Consider the following 21,014-nt stretch of genomic DNA (forward strand, 5'->3'; position numbering starts at 1 on the left):
AAGTTTGAGACCTGATTACACATCCAAACACAAATTATGAAACACTTATTTTCTTGCTTATGTATTCTATTAATTTTCAACAGCTGTGTAACAAGCAAGACAACATCTGAAGTTGAAGTTTCCTCAAAAATAGACCAATTATACAAGTACACCACCTCATCGAATTCGATCTCTTCAAAAGATTTATTTTCCCCTGATTTAAAAAATATACTTGATGAAGCACATAGCGTTTCAGTTGCTGATGCGGAGAGAATAAAGAAGAGTGATCATCCGACTGATAAACCAGCTATGGTAGAAAGTTTTATTTTCACTGGTGTACCGGATGCTACAAAACAAAAAGTAACGAAGATAAATATAACCGGAAATACTGCGGAAGCCACTGTAGAACTTGAAATAGGTGAATATAAAGCTGACGATAAAACATATCCTGCTGTTGTTTGGGAAAACAGCATTCAATTGATTAATGATAATGGATGGAAAATCGACAATATTATTTTCACTGAACGCTCCAATCTCAAAGAACAGTTAAAAGCTTTTATTACAGAAACAAAGAAAGGATTATAGGAAACTTTCAAAAGTAAATATCATTATTTTAGCCATAAAAAAAGCCGCCTCGTCAGGCAGCTCTTTTATTTACGGACATTGAGCGATTGGAACTTCACTGCAAACTGTCTGATTTAATCTTTCACAGTATACACAGTATTTTTTTGGCTGTCCACCATATACTGATTTTAATTCCTGCTTGTTAAGTTTCTTTAAATTGTTCATATTGTTTTAATTTTAATGGTTGGTTAAATTTAAAACGAATTACTTACTATTTTATTACAGTTTTTTATAGAAAATTTTCACTATTTACATCTCATAAATAAAAACTGAAATGGAACCGTACTATCTTTTCTAGAATGACATTTACCTGTTATCAATCTCGACAGTTACTGGCATCACGTAAGTATAAGCGATGATATTCTGATTAAAATTTTTGCGGTTTATGGTAAGGTGTGACAAAACGTTTTCAATCTCTTTGCTTACATTTTTGCAATCGCCTGTAGAATGGACATTGACTATTTTTCCACTTTCTGTAATATCAAATTTCACCTCTGAATTCACAACTCCTTGCTTATATTCATAATTCAGAAAATCAAAATTATTGATCAGTTCTTTTCTGATCTTACTGAATGTATCATTTTTATTCAGTTGAATCTCCTGAATCACATTACTATCGGTAGTTTGTGCTTTACATATATTCATTGAGATAAACCCAATAGCTAAAAACGAAGCTACAAATATTTGAATTTTATTTTTCATAACTATATGGTTTTAAATATTATAATTGAATTATTTTATATTTCTAACACTAAGTTATTAAAATAATTTACATTAAATTAATATTCAGTTAACATTAAATTAACATTGAAATTTATTTATCTGATTTTCAATGATTTAATTTTTAAAAAAGATAAAAATTTAATATTGAAATTCAAATTAGAAACAAAAAAAAGACTAAACTGATACAGTTTAATCTTTTTTTACTTTATTCTAGGTTGCATTAACCTCAAATTGAACTTGTATAAACAGGAAGTGATGAAATTATTCGAATTCCTTCTTCAAAAACTTCCCTGTCAAACTTTTCTTAGATTTAATAATTTCTTCCGGAGTTCCCTGAGCAACAATCTGTCCTCCATGCTTCCCTCCTTCCGGACCAACATCAATAATATGATCCGCCAGTTTTATCACATCCATATTGTGTTCAATAATAATGAATGAGTTTCCTAGTTCTACCAATTGATTGATCGCATCCATCAAGATCTTAACATCTTCAAAATGCAATCCTGTTGTTGGTTCATCGAGAATATAAAGTGTATTTCCCGTTTGTCTTTTTGCCAATTCTGTAGCCAGCTTAATACGTTGAGCTTCTCCTCCGGAAAGTGTCGTTGACTGTTGTCCCATTGTGATATATCCCAAACCGACATCCTGTAGTGTTTTTACTTTACTGAAAATTTTAGGAATAGGTTGGAAGAAATCTACCGCTTCATCAATCGTCATATCCAGTACATCAGAGATCGATTTTCCTTTATAGCGAACTTCCAGAGTTTCTCTATTGAATCGTTTTCCATTACAGGTTTCACAATGAACATACACATCAGGCAGGAAGTTCATTTCGATCACTTTCAGTCCTCCTCCCTGGCAAGTTTCACATCTTCCTCCTTTTACATTGAACGAAAATCTTCCTGGTTTGTAACCACGGATCTTACTTTCCGGTAACTCAGCAAAAAGGTTTCTGATATCAGTGAACATTCCTGTATATGTTGCAGGATTTGATCTTGGCGTTCTTCCGATCGGAGCCTGATCTACATCTACTATTTTATCTATATGCTCCAGGCCTTCAATTTTCTTATAAGGCAATGGTTCCTGAACAGCTCTGTAAAAATGTTTGTTTAAAATTGGGTATAAAGTACCATTGATCAAAGAAGATTTCCCACTTCCTGAAATCCCTGTTACCACTACCAATTTTCCTAAAGGAATATCAAGAGTCACATTTTTTAAATTGTTACCTGTAGCTCCTTTTAAAACAATATTTTTTCCATTCCCCGCTCTTCTTTCAGCCGGAATTTCAATTTTTCTTTTCCCATTGATATAATCTGCTGTGATCGTATCAGCTTTCAGCAAATCTTTTGGTTTTCCCTGCCAAAGAATTTCACCCCCAAACTTTCCTGCTCTTGGTCCGATATCCAAAACTTCATCTGCCTCAAGGATCATATCTTTGTCATGTTCTACAACCAGAACAGAGTTTCCGATGTCTCTAAGATTTTTTAATGAATTAATAAGTCTTTCATTATCTCTTTGATGAAGACCGATACTTGGCTCATCCAGAATATAAAGAACATTAACCAGCTGAGATCCAATCTGTGTTGCAAGACGGATCCTTTGGGACTCTCCTCCGGAAAGTGTTTTAGAACTTCTGCTTAAACTCAGATAATCTAATCCGACGTCAAGTAAGAATTGAAGTCTGGTTTCGATTTCTTTTAAAATTTCATAGGCAATGATCTTATTCTTTTCTGAGAATTTGTCTTTTACATCATGCAGCCAGTCTTTCAGATCTGATAAACTCAGTCCATTTACTTCAGCAATGTTTTTACCATCTATTTTAAAACTCAGACTTGATGGTTGTAAACGTGTGCCATTACATTCAGGACAGGTCTCTTCAGTAGTAAAATGTCTTTCCAGCAAAACACCTTCATAGGACTCTTTCTCATCAATAATCTCTTCCATAAACGGAATCAATCCATCAAAACTGATTTTTATTTTCTTGGTGATACCTGCATATTTAAGATCTTTATTAAATTCTTTATGACAGCCATAGTACATATAGTCTAACGCCTCTGCCGGAATATCTTTCATAGGAGTCGTTAAACCCAGACCGAAGATCTCAAGAATATTTTTGATCTGTGCTAAAATCCATTTGTTAGATTTAATATCTTCCAATGGCAATAGCCCACCCTGATTGATCGATAACTTTGGATTCTCAACAAAGTAATCCGTATTTATTTTCTTTATCGTTCCCAGACCTTTACAATCCGGGCAGCTCCCTTTTGGAGAATTAAATGAAAAAGTATTAGGTTCCGGCAGCGCTAATGAATGCCCTGTTTCAGCATCCATTAAATTTTTTGAGAAATACTCAATATCCGTACTTCCCAGTTTTTGAATTCCAATAATTCCCTCTCCCATCTCCATCGCTGTTCTCAACGATTTCTCCATTCTGCTTTCAGAAGCACTTTCCCCGATAATCCAACGGTCGATAACAATATCGATATCATGGGTTTTATAACGGTCAAGTTTTAGGTCGTATTCAATATCCTGCAATTCACCATCTATTCTGGCCTGCCCATATCCTTTCTTCGCCATTTGTACGAAAAGCTCATGATAGTGCCCCTTTCTTGAACGAACCACAGGAGCCATCAGCATGATCTTTTCCCCTTTATAGTTTTCTTTAATGGTTTCGAGAATCTGATCCTCTGTATAACTTACCAATTTCTTTCCTGTAGACAATGAATAAGCATCAGAAACACGTGCATATAACAAACGGAGGTAGTCATATAGTTCGGTAACTGTTCCTACAGTGGAACGGGGATTTTTATTGGTTGTTTTCTGTTCGATCGCAATAACAGGAGAAAGACCTTCAATTTTATCTACATCCGGACGCTCCAGTCCTCCTAAAAATTGTCTTGCGTATGCTGAAAATGTTTCGATATAACGACGCTGCCCCTCTGCAAAAATAGTATCAAAAGCTAATGAAGATTTTCCACTCCCGGAAAGTCCGGTAATAACCACCAATTCATTGCGTGGGATTTTGACATTGATATTTTTTAGATTGTGCTCGCGTGCACCGTAAATTTCTATATATTCTGTTGATTTACTCATAATTTGGCGTGACTTTACCTGAAAATCACAATGTGCAAAAATACGGAATTTTATGGAATTTTTTATGTTAAAAAGTGTTAGATTAATTAGCCATAAAAGACTTAACTTTTTGTTTTTAAAGTTTAATTTTACATTGATTTTAACTTAGCCTTATGATGCAAAGATTACGAGAACATATTGAAGAAATAACCCCAATCAGTGATGAGGAATTTGAATACATCAAAACATTCTTTATTTTAAAAAAAGTTCGAAAAAACCAGTTTTTGCTTCATGAAAGCGACGAAGTAAAGTATGAATTTTTAGCGCTGGATGGAATATATAAGGTATTTTATATTGACGAAAACGGGAAAGAACATATTTTGCAATTTGCTAAAAAAAATTGGTGGATGACAGATTATATTGGATTCTTTAAGCAAAAGAATGCCACCATGTTTGTAGAATGTCTGAAAGATGGAGAGGTCGTATGTCTTACATTAGAAGGAAGAGAAAAACTAGCATCAGAGTTTCATAAAATGGAACATTTCTTCAGGGTAAAGCTTACCAATGGTTATATCGCTTTACAGCAAAGGATTACCATCCTGTTATCCAGTACACCTCAGCAACGATATGAGGCGTTTTCAAAATTATATCCTGATCTTATCCTTCACATTCCTAAAAAGTATGTTGCAGAATATCTGGGTATCAGCAGGGAAACATTAAGTAGGCTGTATACGAACAGTAATAGGTAATAGGTGTGATTTGAATCACACTTTTTTTGTGACTTCACTCCTTCTTTTCAGGCGTTTATTCACCATACATTTGCTATGAAAATTAAGAACATTTTCAAAAGAAGAACGAAATTTTTAATCAACAAAATAATGTCAGTTATGAAGCCAAAAGTATTAATCATTGTATCCAATGCCAACTCGATCGGACCAAGAAATAGAAGAACCGGAACCTTCTTACCAGAAGTAGCACATCCTTATGCTGAATTTTCAAAAGCAGATTATCAAATCGATTTTGCAAGTCTAACGGGTGAAACTCCCTATTTAGATGCTTTACATTTAGCTGATGATCCTGATAATTTAAAATTCCTGACTGGAAAAGGATGGGAAGATATGCAAAAAGGGAAAAAACTTTCTGATGTCAATATCAAAGAATATGATGCTGTATTCATTCCAGGTGGTCTTGCTCCAATGGTAGATATGCCTGAAGCAGCTCTTTTAAAAAAGGTTATTGCTGAAGTATATGGAAGAAATGGTGTCGTTGGCGCTGTCTGCCATGGCCCTGTATCTCTTCTTAATGTCAAGTTAAGTGATGGAACTTATTTGGTAAAAGGAAAAAACATCGCTTCCTTTACCACAGAAGAAGAGGATAATTATGCAAGAGCAGATGTTCCTTTCGACCTTCAATCTGCATTAACTGAACAAGGTGCAATTTTTCATGCTTCTGAACCCTGGTCTGCAAACAGTATTACCGATGGAAACATTGTAACCGGACAAAACCCAGCTTCCGCAAAAGGTGTTGGTGAAAAAATAGTTGCTATTTTAGAATCTAAAAGAGGGTAGTTTTTAATCGTAAATTTCAAAAGATGGATAAAAAAGCAGTTTATGTTTATGCCAGATGGCAAGTAAAAGAGGGGCAATTAGACCAAGTATTAAACCTTATGAAAGAGGTTGCTTTTAAAAGCTCCCAGGAAGAAGGAAATTTGTTGTATCAACTTCATCAAAGTCAGTCTGACGCCAATACATTGATTTTATTTGAGGGATACGTAAATGCAGATGCTGTAGAAGTTCACCGTAATTCAGAATATTTCAAGAATGTAGTTCTCGAACAGATTGTTCCATTACTGGAAAGTAGAGAAGTAATTCTGATGGATAAAATTTCGTAATCATTTGTCTAAAAATAAAAAGTTCCGGAAAACAAGTCGTATTCCGGAACTTTTCTATTTTAATTCTCGAAGAAATCTACATCTTCGTTACTTATATTTACTAAATATTCTATACCATCTATGGCTTTGGAAATAATTTGGTTTCGAAGCATATTAGACATATTTTCCCAATATGCCCTTCCATAGAAAGAATAATTCTGAGGTATAATTTCAATTTCAACAGTACGAACAAATCCTTCTTTTGGTTTGTTACTGATCATGGTTCCTCTCTTCACTCTTACTTCTTTCACTTCATCTTTTAAAACCATTCTGCAATAATTTTTTACATCCTCCAATGAAATGATTTTGTCTCTTGTGGTGAGAGCATATTTATAAGCCTGAATGCTATCTGTTCCTTTCTGCTCTTCTGCACCACCAATAGTTTCTGTAAGAAGTACCAAAGATTGTGATTTTAACTGGTTAGAAAGCTCTGTTCCGGGACGCATATGATTAGCCAATGTACAGTGGGTAATCCAGAAAGAAGCATAGGTATGGTCTGTTTTCTCAACAGGCTCCATAATCACGTAATTAAGCTCTTGCTTAATACTTCTTTTGGCATTGTTTACCTTTTGCACCATCGACTTCATTTTATCAGACATTTCACTCAATATTCCTTTTACATTATCCCTGTTTAAAAGAGAAAATGCAGCGATTTCATCTCTTGTCAGCTCCAGAACATTAGCAATCATATCTACTGCATTCCGATTCGTAAACCGTTCCATCCCACCTTTCCTTACGGTGTAAAGTCCTTTTTTCAAATCATCGGCCGGAGTAAATGGTATTTCTGTATATCTTCTTCCTTCTCCATCCTGAACCTCATCCACATATAAGAAGTGCTCTCCTTCGTCCGTTACCAGAGGAATATTATTCCCCATGATATCAAGACTATATTCTGTTTTCTTCCAACCTCTGTTATAAATCGGAAAAGCATTAAATACAAATGAAAAATTATCTAAAATTTCAGCCGAAAATTGTGGTGGAAATTCAAAGGTTAACCATAAATATTTATTTCCTTCAATATGTCTTTGAATTTCTTCTCTACCTTCAAGGAAATCCAGGTTTTGCGGAAGTTTCCCCGGTTCAGAAAACAGGCTGTCTGACAATCCTGTTATTTCGATAAACTTATGATGGTAAATACTTTTAATATCTTCTATCGTTTTTGTTTTGATAGACTGCTCACGAAACATCTGCTCATATCCTTCTGCCTGAGTATTTTTAAGATAAGATAGCCCTTCTCGTATAAATAACGGGTTGCTATCACTGGTAACCGTCAGATAAGGTAAAAGCTTATACACAAAATCTAAATGCTCGAAAGCAGGATTTGAACAAAATATACTTAGGTATTTGGGAAAGTTCTCACTCACATATTTAGACACATCTACTCCAATGGTAACCTTTCGATAGTCTTCAGGTTTTCCCTGAAATCTCGCTACAGGAATTTTATTCAATCTTTCATCAATACTGTAGCACGTGTTTCCAACAAACATGATTGAGGTCTGGATTTTATTGATCCTTACATTCCCAATAGGTGTAAAAGGAATATTTATCTGCTTATCCGATTCCGACTTTACAGTAGAAGTCATCTGTTTTCTAAAAAAAAACTCTGTATGCTCCAACAATACTTCATAAGATTCCGAAGGTTGTGTAAATGCAATAGCATGCGAAGGGATAGGATGTGTATAAATAGAAGGGGTCAGTAATTTTGCCAATTTCTCTAAAATGCGGGCATTTACTGTTTGTATCTCATTATTCGCTTTAAAGATCTCAGTACTGAATGCATCTATCAATAATTTCACAAATGGATCCAGAGACTGTGGGCTCTTTAATCCCCAGACTTTAGTTGCATTTTGAAGCATTCTTGCTTTTACAGATTCTTTTGAATATATATTCTGATCTAAATTCATAAATTTTAATTACAATAAACATTTAATCAATAGACATCGGGCTCAGAAACAATTCTGTGGAAAAACTAAAAAGATCGCCTGTAGCTTCCATTTTGGCATTAATAGCAATCCGTACTTTTTTCTTGATCTCCGTATGTTCTTTGGTATCATAGTTATGTTCTACAATTTGTATATTCGCGTCAATTTGCGGCTGCACAATTCTCGGCTCATACTCTTGTATCTGTCTTTTTAGACTTTTAATAAAAATATTTTCCCAAACAGCACTTGTAACTCCATTGTCGAATTCAAGATTCCATACGTCATTTCCGTAATTTTCATCATATCTGTTTTCTCCTTTTTTAGTTGTTATCAGCAACATAATGTTATGGGCAATGCTTTCACCCATATCGCAGGTATCGATACTTCCCCCTTCGGACATTAGTGTTGATGGAACAAAAGGCATTCTGTAATTTGGTGTGTCCATATATCAACTTTTCTGTTTTTACTTTATTTTTTCATGTGCATAAAACAAAATACCAATTTAAACATTTTCAGTAAATAATATATGATACAGAAATAAAAATATTGTTTAAAAAATTCAGGTCTTTCAAATAATTTGAAAGACCTGAACAGATATTATATCCTTATAAGCAAAAAGATTTACTCTTATTCTTTACTCATTTGTTTTTTTATTTCTATTGATAAAATAGTAAACAGGCAGTCCCAGCAAAACCATGACAAAACCAGGCCATGTGTATTGCTGTTTATAGATCAATAATAAAATACAGAAACCAGATCCTATCAGTAAATAAATGATTGGTGTAATGGGATATAACCAAGTTTTATAAGGTCTCTCAAGATTTGGTTGCTTCACTCTTAAATAGATAACCCCAAAAACGGTAATCATATAAAATAAAACAATCACAAACGAGATCATGTCCAATAAGTTTCCATATTGACCACTCAAACATAGTATAGAGGCCCAAATTCCCTGCATCCAAAGTGCATTTCCAGGAACTTCATTTTTATTATTTTTTTCAGCAGGCTGAAAAAACATTCCATCTTTGGCCATCGTCTGAAAAACTCTGGCTCCCGCCAGGATCAATCCATTATTACACCCAAAAGTAGAAATCATTACCAATAAAGCAATAATGATCGTTCCTGCACTTCCAAAGATATTATGAGAAGCAGCCACTGCTACCCTGTCATTCGCTGCAAATGCAATTGAATCTCTGTCCAAAGCATTTAAGTATACATAATTAACTGCAATGTAAAGAAGCATTACTGCAGAAGTCCCAAAGATCATCGATTTCACAACATTCTTCTTTGGATTGTCAATTTCTCCAGAGACAAAAGTTACACTTTCCCAGGCAACAGAACTGAAAACAGAGCCTACCATTGCCGCAGCAATACCTCCTAACAAAGTCATTCCTCCTATAGGTTCCCACCCCTGTTTAAGAAAGTTTCCGCTGATGTCTTTTTTTAGATTATTGAAAGAATCATAACCAAATCCAAAATTTTCGGAAAGATGCGATATATCCACTAAAATAAACCCTGCTGCAATCAATCCAAGCAAAGCAATAATTTTAGATCCCGTAAAAATATTCTGCAATATCTTCCCGCTTTCTACACCTCTTGTATTAATGTATGTCAGCAACATAATCACTGCGATTGCTAATATCTGAATCCACGTGATTTTAAATTCCCCACTTTGAAAAATAGCCTCTGCATCATTAAGAGCAGGAACCAGATAAGCTGTGAATTTACCAAAAGCCATTGCTACAGCAGCAATGGTACCTGTCTGTATTACTGTGAAAAGTCCCCAACCGTATAAGAAGCCCATTCTCTTGCCAAAGATCTCTTTAATGTATGTATATTGACCTCCGGCTTTAGGAAATAGTGCAGAAAGTTCACCATAGCTTATCGCTGCAGCTACCGTCATGATTCCTGTAATCACCCATACAATAATCAGCCAATAACCTGAACCCAGATTCCGCATCATGTCAGCGCTTACTATAAAGATTCCGCTTCCGATCATAGAACCCATCACTAACATAATGGCATCCCACAGTTTTAGTTTTTTCTGCATAAGTTGTTTAGAATTTCCAAATATAAACAAATATGTTATTGATTTTGAATTATGTTTAAAATTTAATAATACACTTGTTTTTTATCAAATATATCTAACTTATTAATTCAATTTTTATTGTTATTTTTGAAAAAAATATTAAAAATGAAATTCAAAGCCATATTATTTGCAGTAACTGTCAGTGCATCTACGATAGCATTTGCACAAGAGACATCTCAAAAGAAGTTCTCTCCACCAGCTGGGAATGCTTTAGTAGGTGACACGTATGGAGCAGGTGTTGGTTCATCCGTAGAATCAAAGGCTATTACTGTTGAAAAACTAGGTAAAAAGCTAAAAAAAGAGAATAAAAAAGTTGAGAACGTAGCCATTAAAGGAAAAGTAACCGATGTTTGTGAGAAAAAAGGATGTTGGCTTACGATCCAGACTGAAGATAACTCTCAGTTCTTTGTAAAAATGAAAGATTATGCATTCTTTGTTCCTACTGCATTAAAAGGTAAAAATGTAGTTTTAGAAGGAAATGCTGAAAGAAAGGTAATCTCTATTGATGAGCAGAAACATTATGCAGAAGATGCCAAAAAACCACAATCTGAAATAGATGCTATTACTACTCCAAAAGAAGAGATCAGATTTGTAGCCAATGGAATCAAGGTAGTCAATTAATAATACCTGTATTGTAAAATACAAAGTGATAAAACAAAAGCGGAACAATTAAGTTGTTCCGCTTTTTTAATCTTCTATGGTAAAATCCACTTTTTCGTCCAGTTTTGGATATTTAGTAGAACATACAAACCTCTTTCCTGTACAATCTATTTCCAACCACCCTTTTCTTTTAGTAACATCTCCAACTTCCATAACAAAAGGAATGAAAGATAAGTCTTCTTGTCCTTCCTCCTTGATCTCTCTATACTGTACAGCGATATCTAATACACAGTGATGATCCGTATTCAGCTTTACATTTCTATAAACAATGTCATAATGGCTTTCTTTATTTTCAGGGATATCCAAATAGGTTTCCCAACCGGCAATCTCAGAGTTGAGTTCGCTGATTGCTTTTAAAGCATAATATAGAGCTATCGTATAATACTTTCTTGTTCCCTTTCTGGTATAGTCATCTATGAAATGACCTCCCTCAAATAATATAGTAGGCATTCCTGCTTTGATGAAATTATCTCCGGTCGATGTAGGATAAAACTCATCAGAGTATCTTCCGATCTGATTTGGAATCAATTCTTTCAAATGATTATAAACGCTGGCAATAACTGCCATACACTTCTTTCTGTTATGAGTAACCGTACGCTCTTCATTTTCAGATGGAGCCAAAAACGAAAGTGTAGCGGGATGGATTCCGTCCGTAGTAAATATGGTTCTTTGTTCATGTAAGTTCAGTGCATAATCATACTTAGTTTGGGATACCATATTCTTAAGGAACTTGATCTCTGTGCTTGCTTCATTATGAAAGTCTCTATTAAGATCTATATCTGCCGCATTTAATCTCGTCCATCTTTCCGAACCATCTGGATTTAGCATAAAAATAAAATCCAATGTAATACTACTCAAGAGAGCTTCTTTCAATTCAGGAGCTTTATCTAAAGTTACCAATAGATCCAGCATAGCATGAGTTGCGTTTGATTCGTTTCCATGCATTTGTGACCAGGCTAACACTTTTATATCTCCACTTCCAATACTTAATTTAAAAATAGGCTTCTGCAAATAAGATTTTCCAATCTCGTGAATGTAATCTCTGAGATTCGTCTGTAGGTAAGAAAATAATTTTTCAGGGGAAATATAGCGATTAGGGAAATCAGGGTTTGGAAGGTAAAGCTGTTCAAAGTTCATCCGGATAGTAATTTACAAGAGTCAAAAATAGCCATTTCTAAGGAAAAAAAGAAATTAACATTTGTAATGTTGTTAAACAATGTAAATTGCCATAATGTCTGTGGATAAAATTGTGGATTGCTAATAATTAAATGAATACATTTTAAATATTTAAAATTCAATTACTTATAACCTTTACTTATATTTAAATTTTAAATTTACTTTAAGTGACAAATACCCTATTTATCAACAATTGAGTGTAATTCTTTTAAACATAAAAAAATGGGGAAAACATTGATTTCACATGTTATATACAAATGTAAATTGTGGATTATTTATTTATTTTTCTCTTAAAATTCAGCCGAATTTACATATTATAAAACGAGCTAACTTTTCATTAAAGATATAATACAGTGTATCTAGAGCTTTAACATATGTAAATGTTAAAATGAGCTTATCAAAGGCTTTTATGAGGATTTATTTGCCTGTTTTATCACTTATAATTTGTCGTTTATCTATATAATCAACTCATTAGCTTATCTCCCACTCTATGTATGGTAGATATGCAGAGAAAAGAGCTATAATGTCTTCCAATAGGATGTTTAGCTAAATTATATAACTGAAATTTTATTGTTATCCCATTTACCTCATCAATTACTTTAAGTGATTTATCAAAAAGCAGATTTTGAGGATATATTGTTGAATAATAATCAGATGAAAATTTTATTAACAATATAATTAGTTGTTTATCAATTAAATATGCTATTTACTTTTGTATACTGGAAAACTTTAAAGTCGTTTACATTTGTATTTTGCATTTGTAAACTTTATCTTTACATTTGTAAAATGATTAAAAGCTTATTTTTATGAGTTTAAATGAAAGAATTTCCAAAGTTATTGAGTACTCAAGGCTCACACCTTCTGAATTTGCTGATGAGATCGATGTACAACGTTCTTCTATTTCTCATATTACTTCAGGCAGGAATAAACCTTCTCTGGAGTTTATTATAAAAATAAAATCCCACTTCCCTGAGATCCTTTGGGACTGGTTAGTAAATGGAGATGGCGAAATGCTAAAGTCTGCCTTACCCGAAAATTCAGAACAGATAGTAGAGGAAATAGTTGATGAAAAAGCTAAACCCACTTCACTTCCGGATTTATTTACGATGATGAATACGGATGAAGATTTTGGAGTTGAAGAAACTGAAATATTCAGCCAAAAACAAGCAACCCGAGAATCTCCTATACCTTACAAGGTTCAAGCTCAACAGAAAATAGAGGATTCTCAGCGATTAGAAAAATCTAATGATCAAATAATTAATCAAGTAATTGAAAATCAAAGCAATAAGATAAAAAGAATCGTTTTGTTCTATGAAAACGGAAAATTCGAGAGTTTTGAGCCTTAAAAAAACCTGATCAAGGAAATTGATCAGGTTAAAAATATTTGAAGAAGAAAACTAAAGCTATTGCTTTAGAAATTACATTTTAAAATTGAAACGAAAGGAATAAGATATAAATGAAATGCTCTACAAATATTCTAAGATCTTCAATATTTTTATTTAAAAATTGAAATCAATAACTAAATATACAAAATAATAATAAATAATTCATTTTAAATCTAATAAAAATGAATTTAATTTATAAAAAGAATAAAATAGGTTATTTTAATACAATATACTCCATAAATAAACCCCGCTAATTTGCGGGGTTTATTTATGTATAACAATAGAATATTTATCTATTGCTTTTTCGTCTATCTAATTCTTTCTTCAACAAACCTAGTTCTCTACCCGTTTGTCCTGCTACAGAGGTATTCTCCTGGGCTCTTCTTGTAAGATATGGTACTACATCTTTTACAGGTCCGTAAGGAAGATATTTAGCCACATTATACCCTTTATCTGATAAAGCAAATGTAATATTATCACTCATCCCATAAAGCTGCCCAAAATAGACATGTGGATTGCCCGTTTCAAGAGATTTCCCTTTCATCTTATCCATTACAAGTTCTGATGAAATTTCGTTATGCGTTCCGAAGAATGCAGAAACTTTGTCCAAGTGCCCCATAACAAAGTCAATTCCGGAATTATAGTTTTTATCCGTAGCTTCTTTATTAGGTTGAATAGGATCAGCATATCCTTTCTGTTCAGCTCTTGCTCTTTCTTTTTCCATATAGGCCCCACGAACTATTTTATATCCGATAAAGTAATTCTTTTCTCTTGCTCTTTGCAGGTGACTTTCCATATATTCTAATCTCCCTGTTCTGTACATCTGAATGGTATTCCAGACAATCGGTTTCTCCTGATTGTACTTCTCCATCATTTCTTCACAAAGGTGATCTGCAGCGTCTTGCATCCAAGTTTCCTCAGCATCTACCATTACTTTTTTATCATTTTCATGGCAAAGTTTACAAACTTCATCGAATCTTTTTACCACTCTTTCCCATTCTTCCTTCTGGCTGCTTGTTAATTCTGCATTTTTGCCAACAGCTTCATATAGGTCAATTCTACCAAAAGCAGTAGGCTTGAAAACAATAAAAGGAATAGCAGGATTTCCTACTGAAAACCTTACAATATCCTTAATCTCTTTACATACTGCATCAAAAGTTTCTTCATCTTCTTTTCCCTCAATTGAATAATCGAAAATACTTCCAACTCCTCTTTTAAACAGTTGTTTTACAACCTTCATACTTTCTTCTCTCGTTTCACCACCGCAAAACTGTTCAAATAAAGTATTCTTCACAATTCCTGTAACAAACGGAAAATTATGATGAACTGTAAAATTAAGAATAGAAGTTCCAACACTTGTTAAAGCTGGTTGTTCAATCATCTTAAACATCCAGTATGCTTTTCTCAATTGAGCATCTGTTTTGTCTGCAAATGCAACTTTAGTATCGTTAAAAATGGGCATTCCTTTTTATTAAATTTAATTTTGCAAAGGTACTAATAACCTTAGTCTTTTTAAAAAATATTTTTTAAAATTTGCTTTCAATTCCATTTAAAAGCATGGCAATGATCCCTACAAAAACCCAAAGTCTTAAGATGTTCAGGGTCATGAACTTGCTTTTTCTCGAATAGTTCAGTAGTAGATAGATGCACAAGATCATGACAAACATTCCGCCAGCAAAATAATAGGCCATAAACCCGGATATTCCTGTTTTCATAATAAGTTTCATGGATACAGCCATAGTGACTATAAGCAGAAAAATAATAATGATTTTCGTGGTTTTATTTTTAAAATAATTAGGAATTGTAGTATATCCGAAAGCTTTATCTACACTTTTTGTTAGGGTATCTTTTACAATATCAATACATAAAAGAATAAGGAACAGGAAGATTGCCATTAGAAGAACCTTTTTCGAAAAGGTCTCATAATATACCATCATTCCAAAAAAAGGATAAAGAGTAAGACTTACAAAAGTAAGATTATTGAGGAATAAGATGCGGCTTAATTTATGGCTGTAAAACCACATAAAGAACTGATAAATAAGAAAGAAAATAAAGACATTATGTGAAATGAACCAAGCAACTCCCAGGGAGATAACACTCAGTATTAAATAAGCGTAAAGAAAATATTTCTGAGCAATAAAGCTCTGTATTCTCGTTCGGAAAGGTTTTACGATATGATCTTTCTCAAAATCGTAAAACTGATTGATAATACCTCCTGCCAGAATAGTTAATACCGTACAGAAAATAATCCCATGAACTTTAAAATCAAATACAAATCTTCTAAAGCTTTCCTCTTGATTAAACAAAAAAAATGTTGATACATAAAGGGCAAAAGTCAGTAAAGCAGCCACGAAAAATCTAGCACCCAAAAGAAAGCCCACGAATTGTGAGAATCTATAGAATAAAGATTTAGATATATAGTTTTTTGATTGGAAAGTTTCTTTTTCAGAATTCATTCCCAACCTATTTAGAATCTGTAAATTACCTCTTTGTTAAAACCATCAAGCATTTTTTCTGCTTTTTCATAGTCTTTTGTAAATCCAAGAATATAACCTCCGCCTCCGCTTCCACACAGTTTAAGATAATAAGCATTAGAGTCCAACCCTTTTTTCCAGATATTAAAAATACTCTCAGGAATCATGGGACGAAAATGCTCATAAGCCCAGTGAGATAATTTTTTAAGGTTTCTAAAGAAAGGATTCATGTCTTTTTTCAGAAAAGATTCTATACATGCATTATTGTAGCGGATAAATTCTTCCTTCAATGTTTTACGGAAACCTTCTGTCTTCATTTTTTCAAAGAAAATCTGAATCATAGGTCCTGTTTCACCTGTCATCCCTGAATCAATAAGAAAGATTGCTCCTTTTCCCTTTTCACCATCCGGAATAGAAACTCTATCCAGATTCTCTTTATTTTCAATAAGAATAGGCAGATTCATATAACAAATCAGAGGGTCCATTCCTGAACTTTTACCATGGAAATAGCTTTCCATCTGACCAAAAACAGCTTTCAATTTTTTAAGATTGTCCTTAGAAATACTCTCAGGATCTAGCTTTTTTAATGAATATCTTTCAAAAATAGCAGCTACTAGAGCTCCTGAACTTCCCACTCCATATCCTTGAGGAATATTGGAATCAAAGAAAAGTCCATTGGATATATCTTTTTTTAAACTTTCAATATTGAGTTTAAAGTCATCAGAAACATCAAGGTCTGCAAGAAAATCAGCATATTTCTGAAGATGTTGGTTGGATTTCAGTTCAAATTCAGAGTTCAGATCTGAGAATTTCAAAGCTCCTTTATAAAAGCTATAAGGAACTACAAGACCTTGAGAGTCTTCTATCATTCCGTATTCTCCGAACAGAATTATTTTAGCGTAAAATAGAGGGTTCGTCATTTTGACAATAAATCTTTTTGCAAAGTTAAAATTATTCTGCTGAATATTAGCAAAACTCAGGCCGAATTACATTATTTTTCTTTAAAGATTTCTCTGGTACAAATAAAAAAAGCCTGAAATGATCAGGCTTTTTATTTAGATTACTGTTTTATTAGTTTCCTGGTAACCGTCTGTTTGTCAGTTTCTACAGAAACTACATAATTTCCGGTTTGGATCGATGAAAGATTAACTTCTAATTTATTCCCTTTTAATGAGAATCCTGATAAGACTAGCCTTCCAGCTTCATCATACATTTTATAGGATTTCAGGTTTTCATTAGCTGAAATCACAATCATATTTTTTGCAGGATTTGGATAAATGTTCACCGAACTGTCTTTTGTATTAACATCTTCTACAGCCAAAACTGCACACGAGAAATTTGCTTTCCAGCCATTTCCGGTTTCTGCAGGATCCGATACAAACCTTACCGTAATTGCACCTGTAGAATGTGTAGAAGTAAATGATCCAGGTAAGGTATTCCCTGTTAAGGTTCCATTAGCAAATAAAGGCGCAGAAGTAGACGGACCATTATAAATGTATAGGTAATCATAATCTTCTTCCAAGTCAAGTTCTGTAAAATTCATGGTAAGGGCTGAACCAGAATTAGGGTAAAATGTTTTTACGATTGTTTCATTATTTCCATATGCTCCGTTCACTCCTCCGGTATCTGTAAATAAAGTACCTCCACACCAGTTGGCATCCGTTAGGAATATTTGAGATCTTTGAAAAGCATTTGCCCCTGAACAACTTGAACCTACAAATAGTTTATAATATGTTGCTGGCTGAAGATTTGTTAAACTAACATTTGGAGTTGTTGTATTTCCTGAAGTAACCATAGTTCCATCCATTGTTGTCAATTTATATTTCCAGGAAGTGGATGTAGCATCTGTAAATGTAGCACTAGCTGCACTTGTAGTAATATTAGAAACATTCATTCCGGTTATAGAAATAGTACAGGCTGTTGTACAGTTTGTTCCTAAACACGGTTTAGAATCTACCGTATTCCTGATCAATGCTGCCGGTTGAGGGCCAAATCCATTACTGAAACTAATTCCTACCCCCGATACTAAATGACAGTAGCTCATAATCGTTCCTTTTACCGTGGTAGCAGGAATTGGTCCTGTACATCCTTCACTGTATCCGGCTTGGGCTCCACATCCGTCAATTGCTGTTCCATTTCCATTCCAGGCACAAGCGTGAGTATGTGGAGAACCTAAACTATGTCCCATTTCATGAGTCATCGCCTGGATTGTCCAGGAATAAACTGGAACATTTGAGTAGGTTTGAGAAATACCCGAATAGGCATATTTATTTCCTGTACAAAGCGAATTAAGATAAGCAATACTTGTAGTTGCAGGTGCATTCACAAGGTGAGCTAAATCTCCGTTAAAAGTAGGTCTATTGGTTCTGAAACTGCTAAGATTACCACCTGGTGTTCCGGTGTAAGGATCCGCAGTGGTCCAGATATAAATTTCATTTAATGCTACTTTAATATCATCATTATTGTAAAGGGTAGCTATATTATTATGAACTGCCGTAAGCCAGTTGGTTACTGTAGTTGTATTGGAGCCGTTATTCTGATAAGGAGCAAAACAAACCTCATAATAGATTCTGACACAGTTTTCTGTAATTGCTTTATGAGTTGTATTAGGGTCGAATGCCACTTTTTGAGTCTGATTTTCTTTTAGTTCGTCCACCCCACAAACAAAAGGATTGGCACCTGTTAATTTTGATTCTGAATAACTCACGAAATCTTCAGAATTTTTTACTTTCCCAAGTATAACGTTTCCTAAATCAGATGTTGAGGCTACTCCTACTACATCATTATCAAAGAAACTGAAAGCCACTATTGAAGTATTATCTCCTTTTACAATTCCTCTATAATAAACACCAGGATTATATTGTACAATTTCACCTTTATTCGTTGTAACTTTAAAGTTATCCGTGAAAATTTGATTTTTATATAGTTCAATTGTTATTTTTTTATCCCCTTCAAACGGAAAAGACATTTCTATAAATTCAGGTTTGTCTTTTACAAGTTTCTTAAGATCAGAAGAATTAACAATTAATGCTGTAATATCAGTAGCAGCCCTTTTATATTCCGCTATTTTATTTGAAGTCTTATTCACTTCAAATAAATCATATTTTACAAAATTTTTTCCTTGATTATGATATTCTAATACTTTTTGGGCTACGGGCCTCAATTTCTGAGAAAAACCCAGCATAAAGCATAATGAAATACTAAGAAGTAGAATTTTTTTTATCATTATTATTATTTTTTTACAAATAAACAAAAAAAATCCTTACTAAGTGATTAATAATCACAAATTATCTTAAATAAAAGATTAAAACACACAGAAATATAGCCCAACACATAAATATTCCTAATAAATTCATTAATTTTTTAAAAATCAGCAATAAAAAAAAAGACGTTCAAAAAACGTCTTTTAATTGTAAGTATATTGGCCTGTTTATAAAGTATCCCGATCTTTTAACATTTTAACTTTAAGAAAGCGGATCAGTATCAATCCTACACCAAAAAATAATGTCATAGAAAGTGCTGCAATACGCATATTATTAAAATGCTCAATTAATGTTGCAAAAATAAATGTACCAATAATAATTGCTATTTTCTCCAACACATCATAAAAGCTAAAATATGTCGTATTTTCCATAGAATCTTCCGGTAACAGTTTAGAATATGTAGATCTTGACATTGCCTGAAGCCCACCCATTACTAAACCAACTACAGCTGCAACTCCATAGAACTGGTATTCTACTGTAGGGTTTTCTTTGTTTAAGAAATAAGCCCATAAACAAGCTATAATCCATAAAACAATAGCAATAGAGATCACATTTTTATTACCAATTTTCTTTGATAATCTTGAAAATATTATCGCCCCGATGATAGCTTCAATCTGGATTACCAAAAGGGTTCCGATCAATTTATCCTGCGCCAGATTGATTTCACTTTTCCCAAATAATGTTGCCATAAGGAAAATAGTCTGCATTCCTACACTGTAGAAGAAAAAACTCGATAGGAAAAATTTCAGATTTTTATCTTTGAATAGCTCATTTCCTACTTTAAAAAGTTCGTGGAAACTTTCTTTGGCAATATCCTTATAAAAGCTCATATTATCCTTTAAAACCTCAAAGAAGCCACCCTGCTCTTCATGTTTTTTAAATATGTTTTTATAATTCAACAATACAAGGTCTTTAGGAAGATTATCCTTTACATTTCCGAACTGCGGTAAATGTTTAAATGTATACTGAGAAAAGCCAAACCACCATGCCCCTGTTAACAGGAAGCTGATTCTTGTGAATAATAACTGTTGAGCTGCTCCTTTAGCAAATACCTGAATCAATACTAAACAGATCACCACAAGTACTACTGAACCAATATATCCGTAAACATATCCTTTTGCAGATAAGGCATCCTGCTTATCCTGTGTCGCAATATCAGGTAAAAATGAGTTATAAAAAACTAAACTACCCCAGAATCCTACACTCGCAGTAATACTAAAGAGCAGTCCCAAAAAGACATTATGCATCCCTGTGAACATAGCTAATCCCATACAGGAAGTAGCCCCTAAATAACAGAAGAACTGTAAAAATGATTTTTTATTTCCAATGGTGTCCGCTAAAGAAGACAGAAATGGAGACAGCAAAACCACTATGAAAAAAGATATAGTTAAGGAGTACCCATAGACAGCATCCGGTTGGTATTCTTTTCCAAAGATCTTTATTAAATGTCTTACAGGGACATCAATCCATTGTTTGGTTTCTACTACATATTCTTTCTTTTCATATGCTGTAGTAAGAATGGAATAATAAATTGGAAAAATAGTGGAAGTAATAACCAAAGAGTATACTGAGTTGGCCCAGTCATAAACAGCCCAAGCCTTCATTATCTTTGGATTATTCTTTATATTTTTTGGTCTTTGATTCTCTGTTTCGGACATTTCAAATATATTAGATGCACAAAAATAGAAAAACCATTGAATATTCAATGGTTTTTTTT

General features: G+C 33.5%; 18 protein-coding genes. 6 read left to right on the plus strand and 12 right to left on the minus strand.

Features of this window, described 5'->3' with window-relative positions; translation table 11 throughout:
• Positions 1–36: 36 nt before the first annotated feature.
• Positions 37–564: a hypothetical protein gene (locus tag JHL15_RS13740; protein WP_200246602.1), complete on the plus strand. Its 528-nt coding sequence runs from the start codon at positions 37–39 to the stop codon at positions 562–564.
• Between the two features lie 69 nt (positions 565–633).
• On the opposite strand, the gene JHL15_RS13745 is transcribed toward JHL15_RS13740, so the two are convergent.
• From JHL15_RS13745 to uvrA, 3 genes are all read right to left on the minus strand, one after another.
• The gene (locus JHL15_RS13745) at positions 634–768 is read right to left on the minus strand and encodes a bacteriocin-like protein (RefSeq protein WP_089026601.1); all 135 of its coding nucleotides are present in this window, start codon (positions 766–768) and stop codon (positions 634–636) included.
• A 141-nt stretch (positions 769–909) separates the two neighbouring features.
• Positions 910–1,305 carry a hypothetical protein gene (locus JHL15_RS13750; RefSeq protein WP_200246604.1) on the minus strand — a complete coding sequence of 132 codons (396 nt, stop codon included), beginning with the start codon at positions 1,303–1,305 and terminating at the stop codon, positions 910–912.
• A gap of 282 nt (positions 1,306–1,587) precedes the next feature.
• A complete protein-coding gene (uvrA, locus tag JHL15_RS13755) occupies positions 1,588–4,419 on the minus strand; it encodes an excinuclease ABC subunit UvrA (RefSeq protein ID WP_200246606.1) in 2,832 nt (943 codons plus the stop codon).
• A gap of 152 nt (positions 4,420–4,571) precedes the next feature.
• Between uvrA and JHL15_RS13760 the strand changes: the two genes are divergently transcribed.
• From JHL15_RS13760 to JHL15_RS13770, 3 genes are all read left to right on the plus strand, one after another.
• Positions 4,572–5,147 (plus strand): Crp/Fnr family transcriptional regulator, encoded by a 576-nt coding sequence (locus JHL15_RS13760; RefSeq protein ID WP_200246608.1) that lies wholly within the window; start codon positions 4,572–4,574, stop codon positions 5,145–5,147.
• A 138-nt stretch (positions 5,148–5,285) separates the two neighbouring features.
• The gene (locus JHL15_RS13765) at positions 5,286–5,966 is read left to right on the plus strand and encodes a type 1 glutamine amidotransferase domain-containing protein (RefSeq protein WP_200246610.1); all 681 of its coding nucleotides are present in this window, start codon (positions 5,286–5,288) and stop codon (positions 5,964–5,966) included.
• A 23-nt stretch (positions 5,967–5,989) separates the two neighbouring features.
• Complete coding sequence (locus JHL15_RS13770) at positions 5,990–6,289, plus strand: putative quinol monooxygenase (protein ID WP_200246612.1); 300 nt, start codon at positions 5,990–5,992, stop codon at positions 6,287–6,289.
• A 59-nt stretch (positions 6,290–6,348) separates the two neighbouring features.
• Here the strand turns inward: JHL15_RS13770 and JHL15_RS13775 are convergent, their stop codons facing one another.
• The 3 genes from JHL15_RS13775 to JHL15_RS13785 all read right to left on the minus strand — a co-directional run bounded on the left by JHL15_RS13775 (position 6,349) and on the right by JHL15_RS13785 (position 10,300).
• Complete coding sequence (locus JHL15_RS13775) at positions 6,349–8,232, minus strand: type VI secretion system baseplate subunit TssF (protein WP_200246614.1); 1,884 nt, start codon at positions 8,230–8,232, stop codon at positions 6,349–6,351.
• Positions 8,233–8,254: 22 nt separating this feature from the next.
• Positions 8,255–8,695 (minus strand): GPW/gp25 family protein, encoded by a 441-nt coding sequence (locus JHL15_RS13780; RefSeq protein ID WP_200246617.1) that lies wholly within the window; start codon positions 8,693–8,695, stop codon positions 8,255–8,257.
• A 189-nt stretch (positions 8,696–8,884) separates the two neighbouring features.
• Positions 8,885–10,300 (minus strand): APC family permease, encoded by a 1,416-nt coding sequence (locus tag JHL15_RS13785; RefSeq protein ID WP_200246619.1) that lies wholly within the window; start codon positions 10,298–10,300, stop codon positions 8,885–8,887.
• A 144-nt stretch (positions 10,301–10,444) separates the two neighbouring features.
• On the opposite strand from JHL15_RS13785, the gene JHL15_RS13790 reads away from it, so the two are divergent.
• On the plus strand, positions 10,445–10,960 hold the full coding sequence (locus JHL15_RS13790; RefSeq protein WP_200246621.1) for a DUF4920 domain-containing protein: 516 nt from the start codon (positions 10,445–10,447) through the stop codon (positions 10,958–10,960).
• Between the two features lie 66 nt (positions 10,961–11,026).
• Here JHL15_RS13790 and JHL15_RS13795 read toward each other — a convergent pair whose 3' ends face one another.
• Positions 11,027–12,136 (minus strand): M14 family zinc carboxypeptidase, encoded by a 1,110-nt coding sequence (locus JHL15_RS13795; protein ID WP_200246623.1) that lies wholly within the window; start codon positions 12,134–12,136, stop codon positions 11,027–11,029.
• Between the two features lie 845 nt (positions 12,137–12,981).
• Here JHL15_RS13795 and JHL15_RS13800 point away from each other — a divergent pair.
• On the plus strand, positions 12,982–13,521 hold the full coding sequence (locus tag JHL15_RS13800; RefSeq protein ID WP_200246625.1) for a helix-turn-helix transcriptional regulator: 540 nt from the start codon (positions 12,982–12,984) through the stop codon (positions 13,519–13,521).
• 328 nt (positions 13,522–13,849) lie between these two features.
• Here the strand turns inward: JHL15_RS13800 and JHL15_RS13805 are convergent, their stop codons facing one another.
• The 5 genes from JHL15_RS13805 to JHL15_RS13825 form a co-directional block, all read right to left on the minus strand.
• Complete coding sequence (locus JHL15_RS13805) at positions 13,850–15,022, minus strand: proline dehydrogenase family protein (protein WP_200246627.1); 1,173 nt, start codon at positions 15,020–15,022, stop codon at positions 13,850–13,852.
• Positions 15,023–15,086: 64 nt separating this feature from the next.
• A complete protein-coding gene (locus JHL15_RS13810; protein WP_200246629.1) occupies positions 15,087–16,016 on the minus strand; it encodes a UbiA family prenyltransferase in 930 nt (309 codons plus the stop codon).
• Positions 16,017–16,027: 11 nt separating this feature from the next.
• Positions 16,028–16,954 carry a mevalonate kinase family protein gene (locus tag JHL15_RS13815; protein WP_200246631.1) on the minus strand — a complete coding sequence of 309 codons (927 nt, stop codon included), beginning with the start codon at positions 16,952–16,954 and terminating at the stop codon, positions 16,028–16,030.
• Positions 16,955–17,094: 140 nt separating this feature from the next.
• Entirely contained in the window at positions 17,095–19,260 is a 2,166-nt protein-coding gene (locus JHL15_RS13820; RefSeq protein WP_200246633.1) for a M12 family metallo-peptidase, read from the minus strand.
• 204 nt (positions 19,261–19,464) lie between these two features.
• Positions 19,465–20,955: an MFS transporter gene (locus JHL15_RS13825; RefSeq protein WP_200246635.1), complete on the minus strand. Its 1,491-nt coding sequence runs from the start codon at positions 20,953–20,955 to the stop codon at positions 19,465–19,467.
• Between the last annotated feature and the right edge of the window lie 59 nt (positions 20,956–21,014).

The organism is Chryseobacterium paridis, from assembly GCF_016595215.1.
GTDB classification, from domain to species: Bacteria; Bacteroidota; Bacteroidia; order Flavobacteriales; family Weeksellaceae; genus Chryseobacterium; species Chryseobacterium paridis.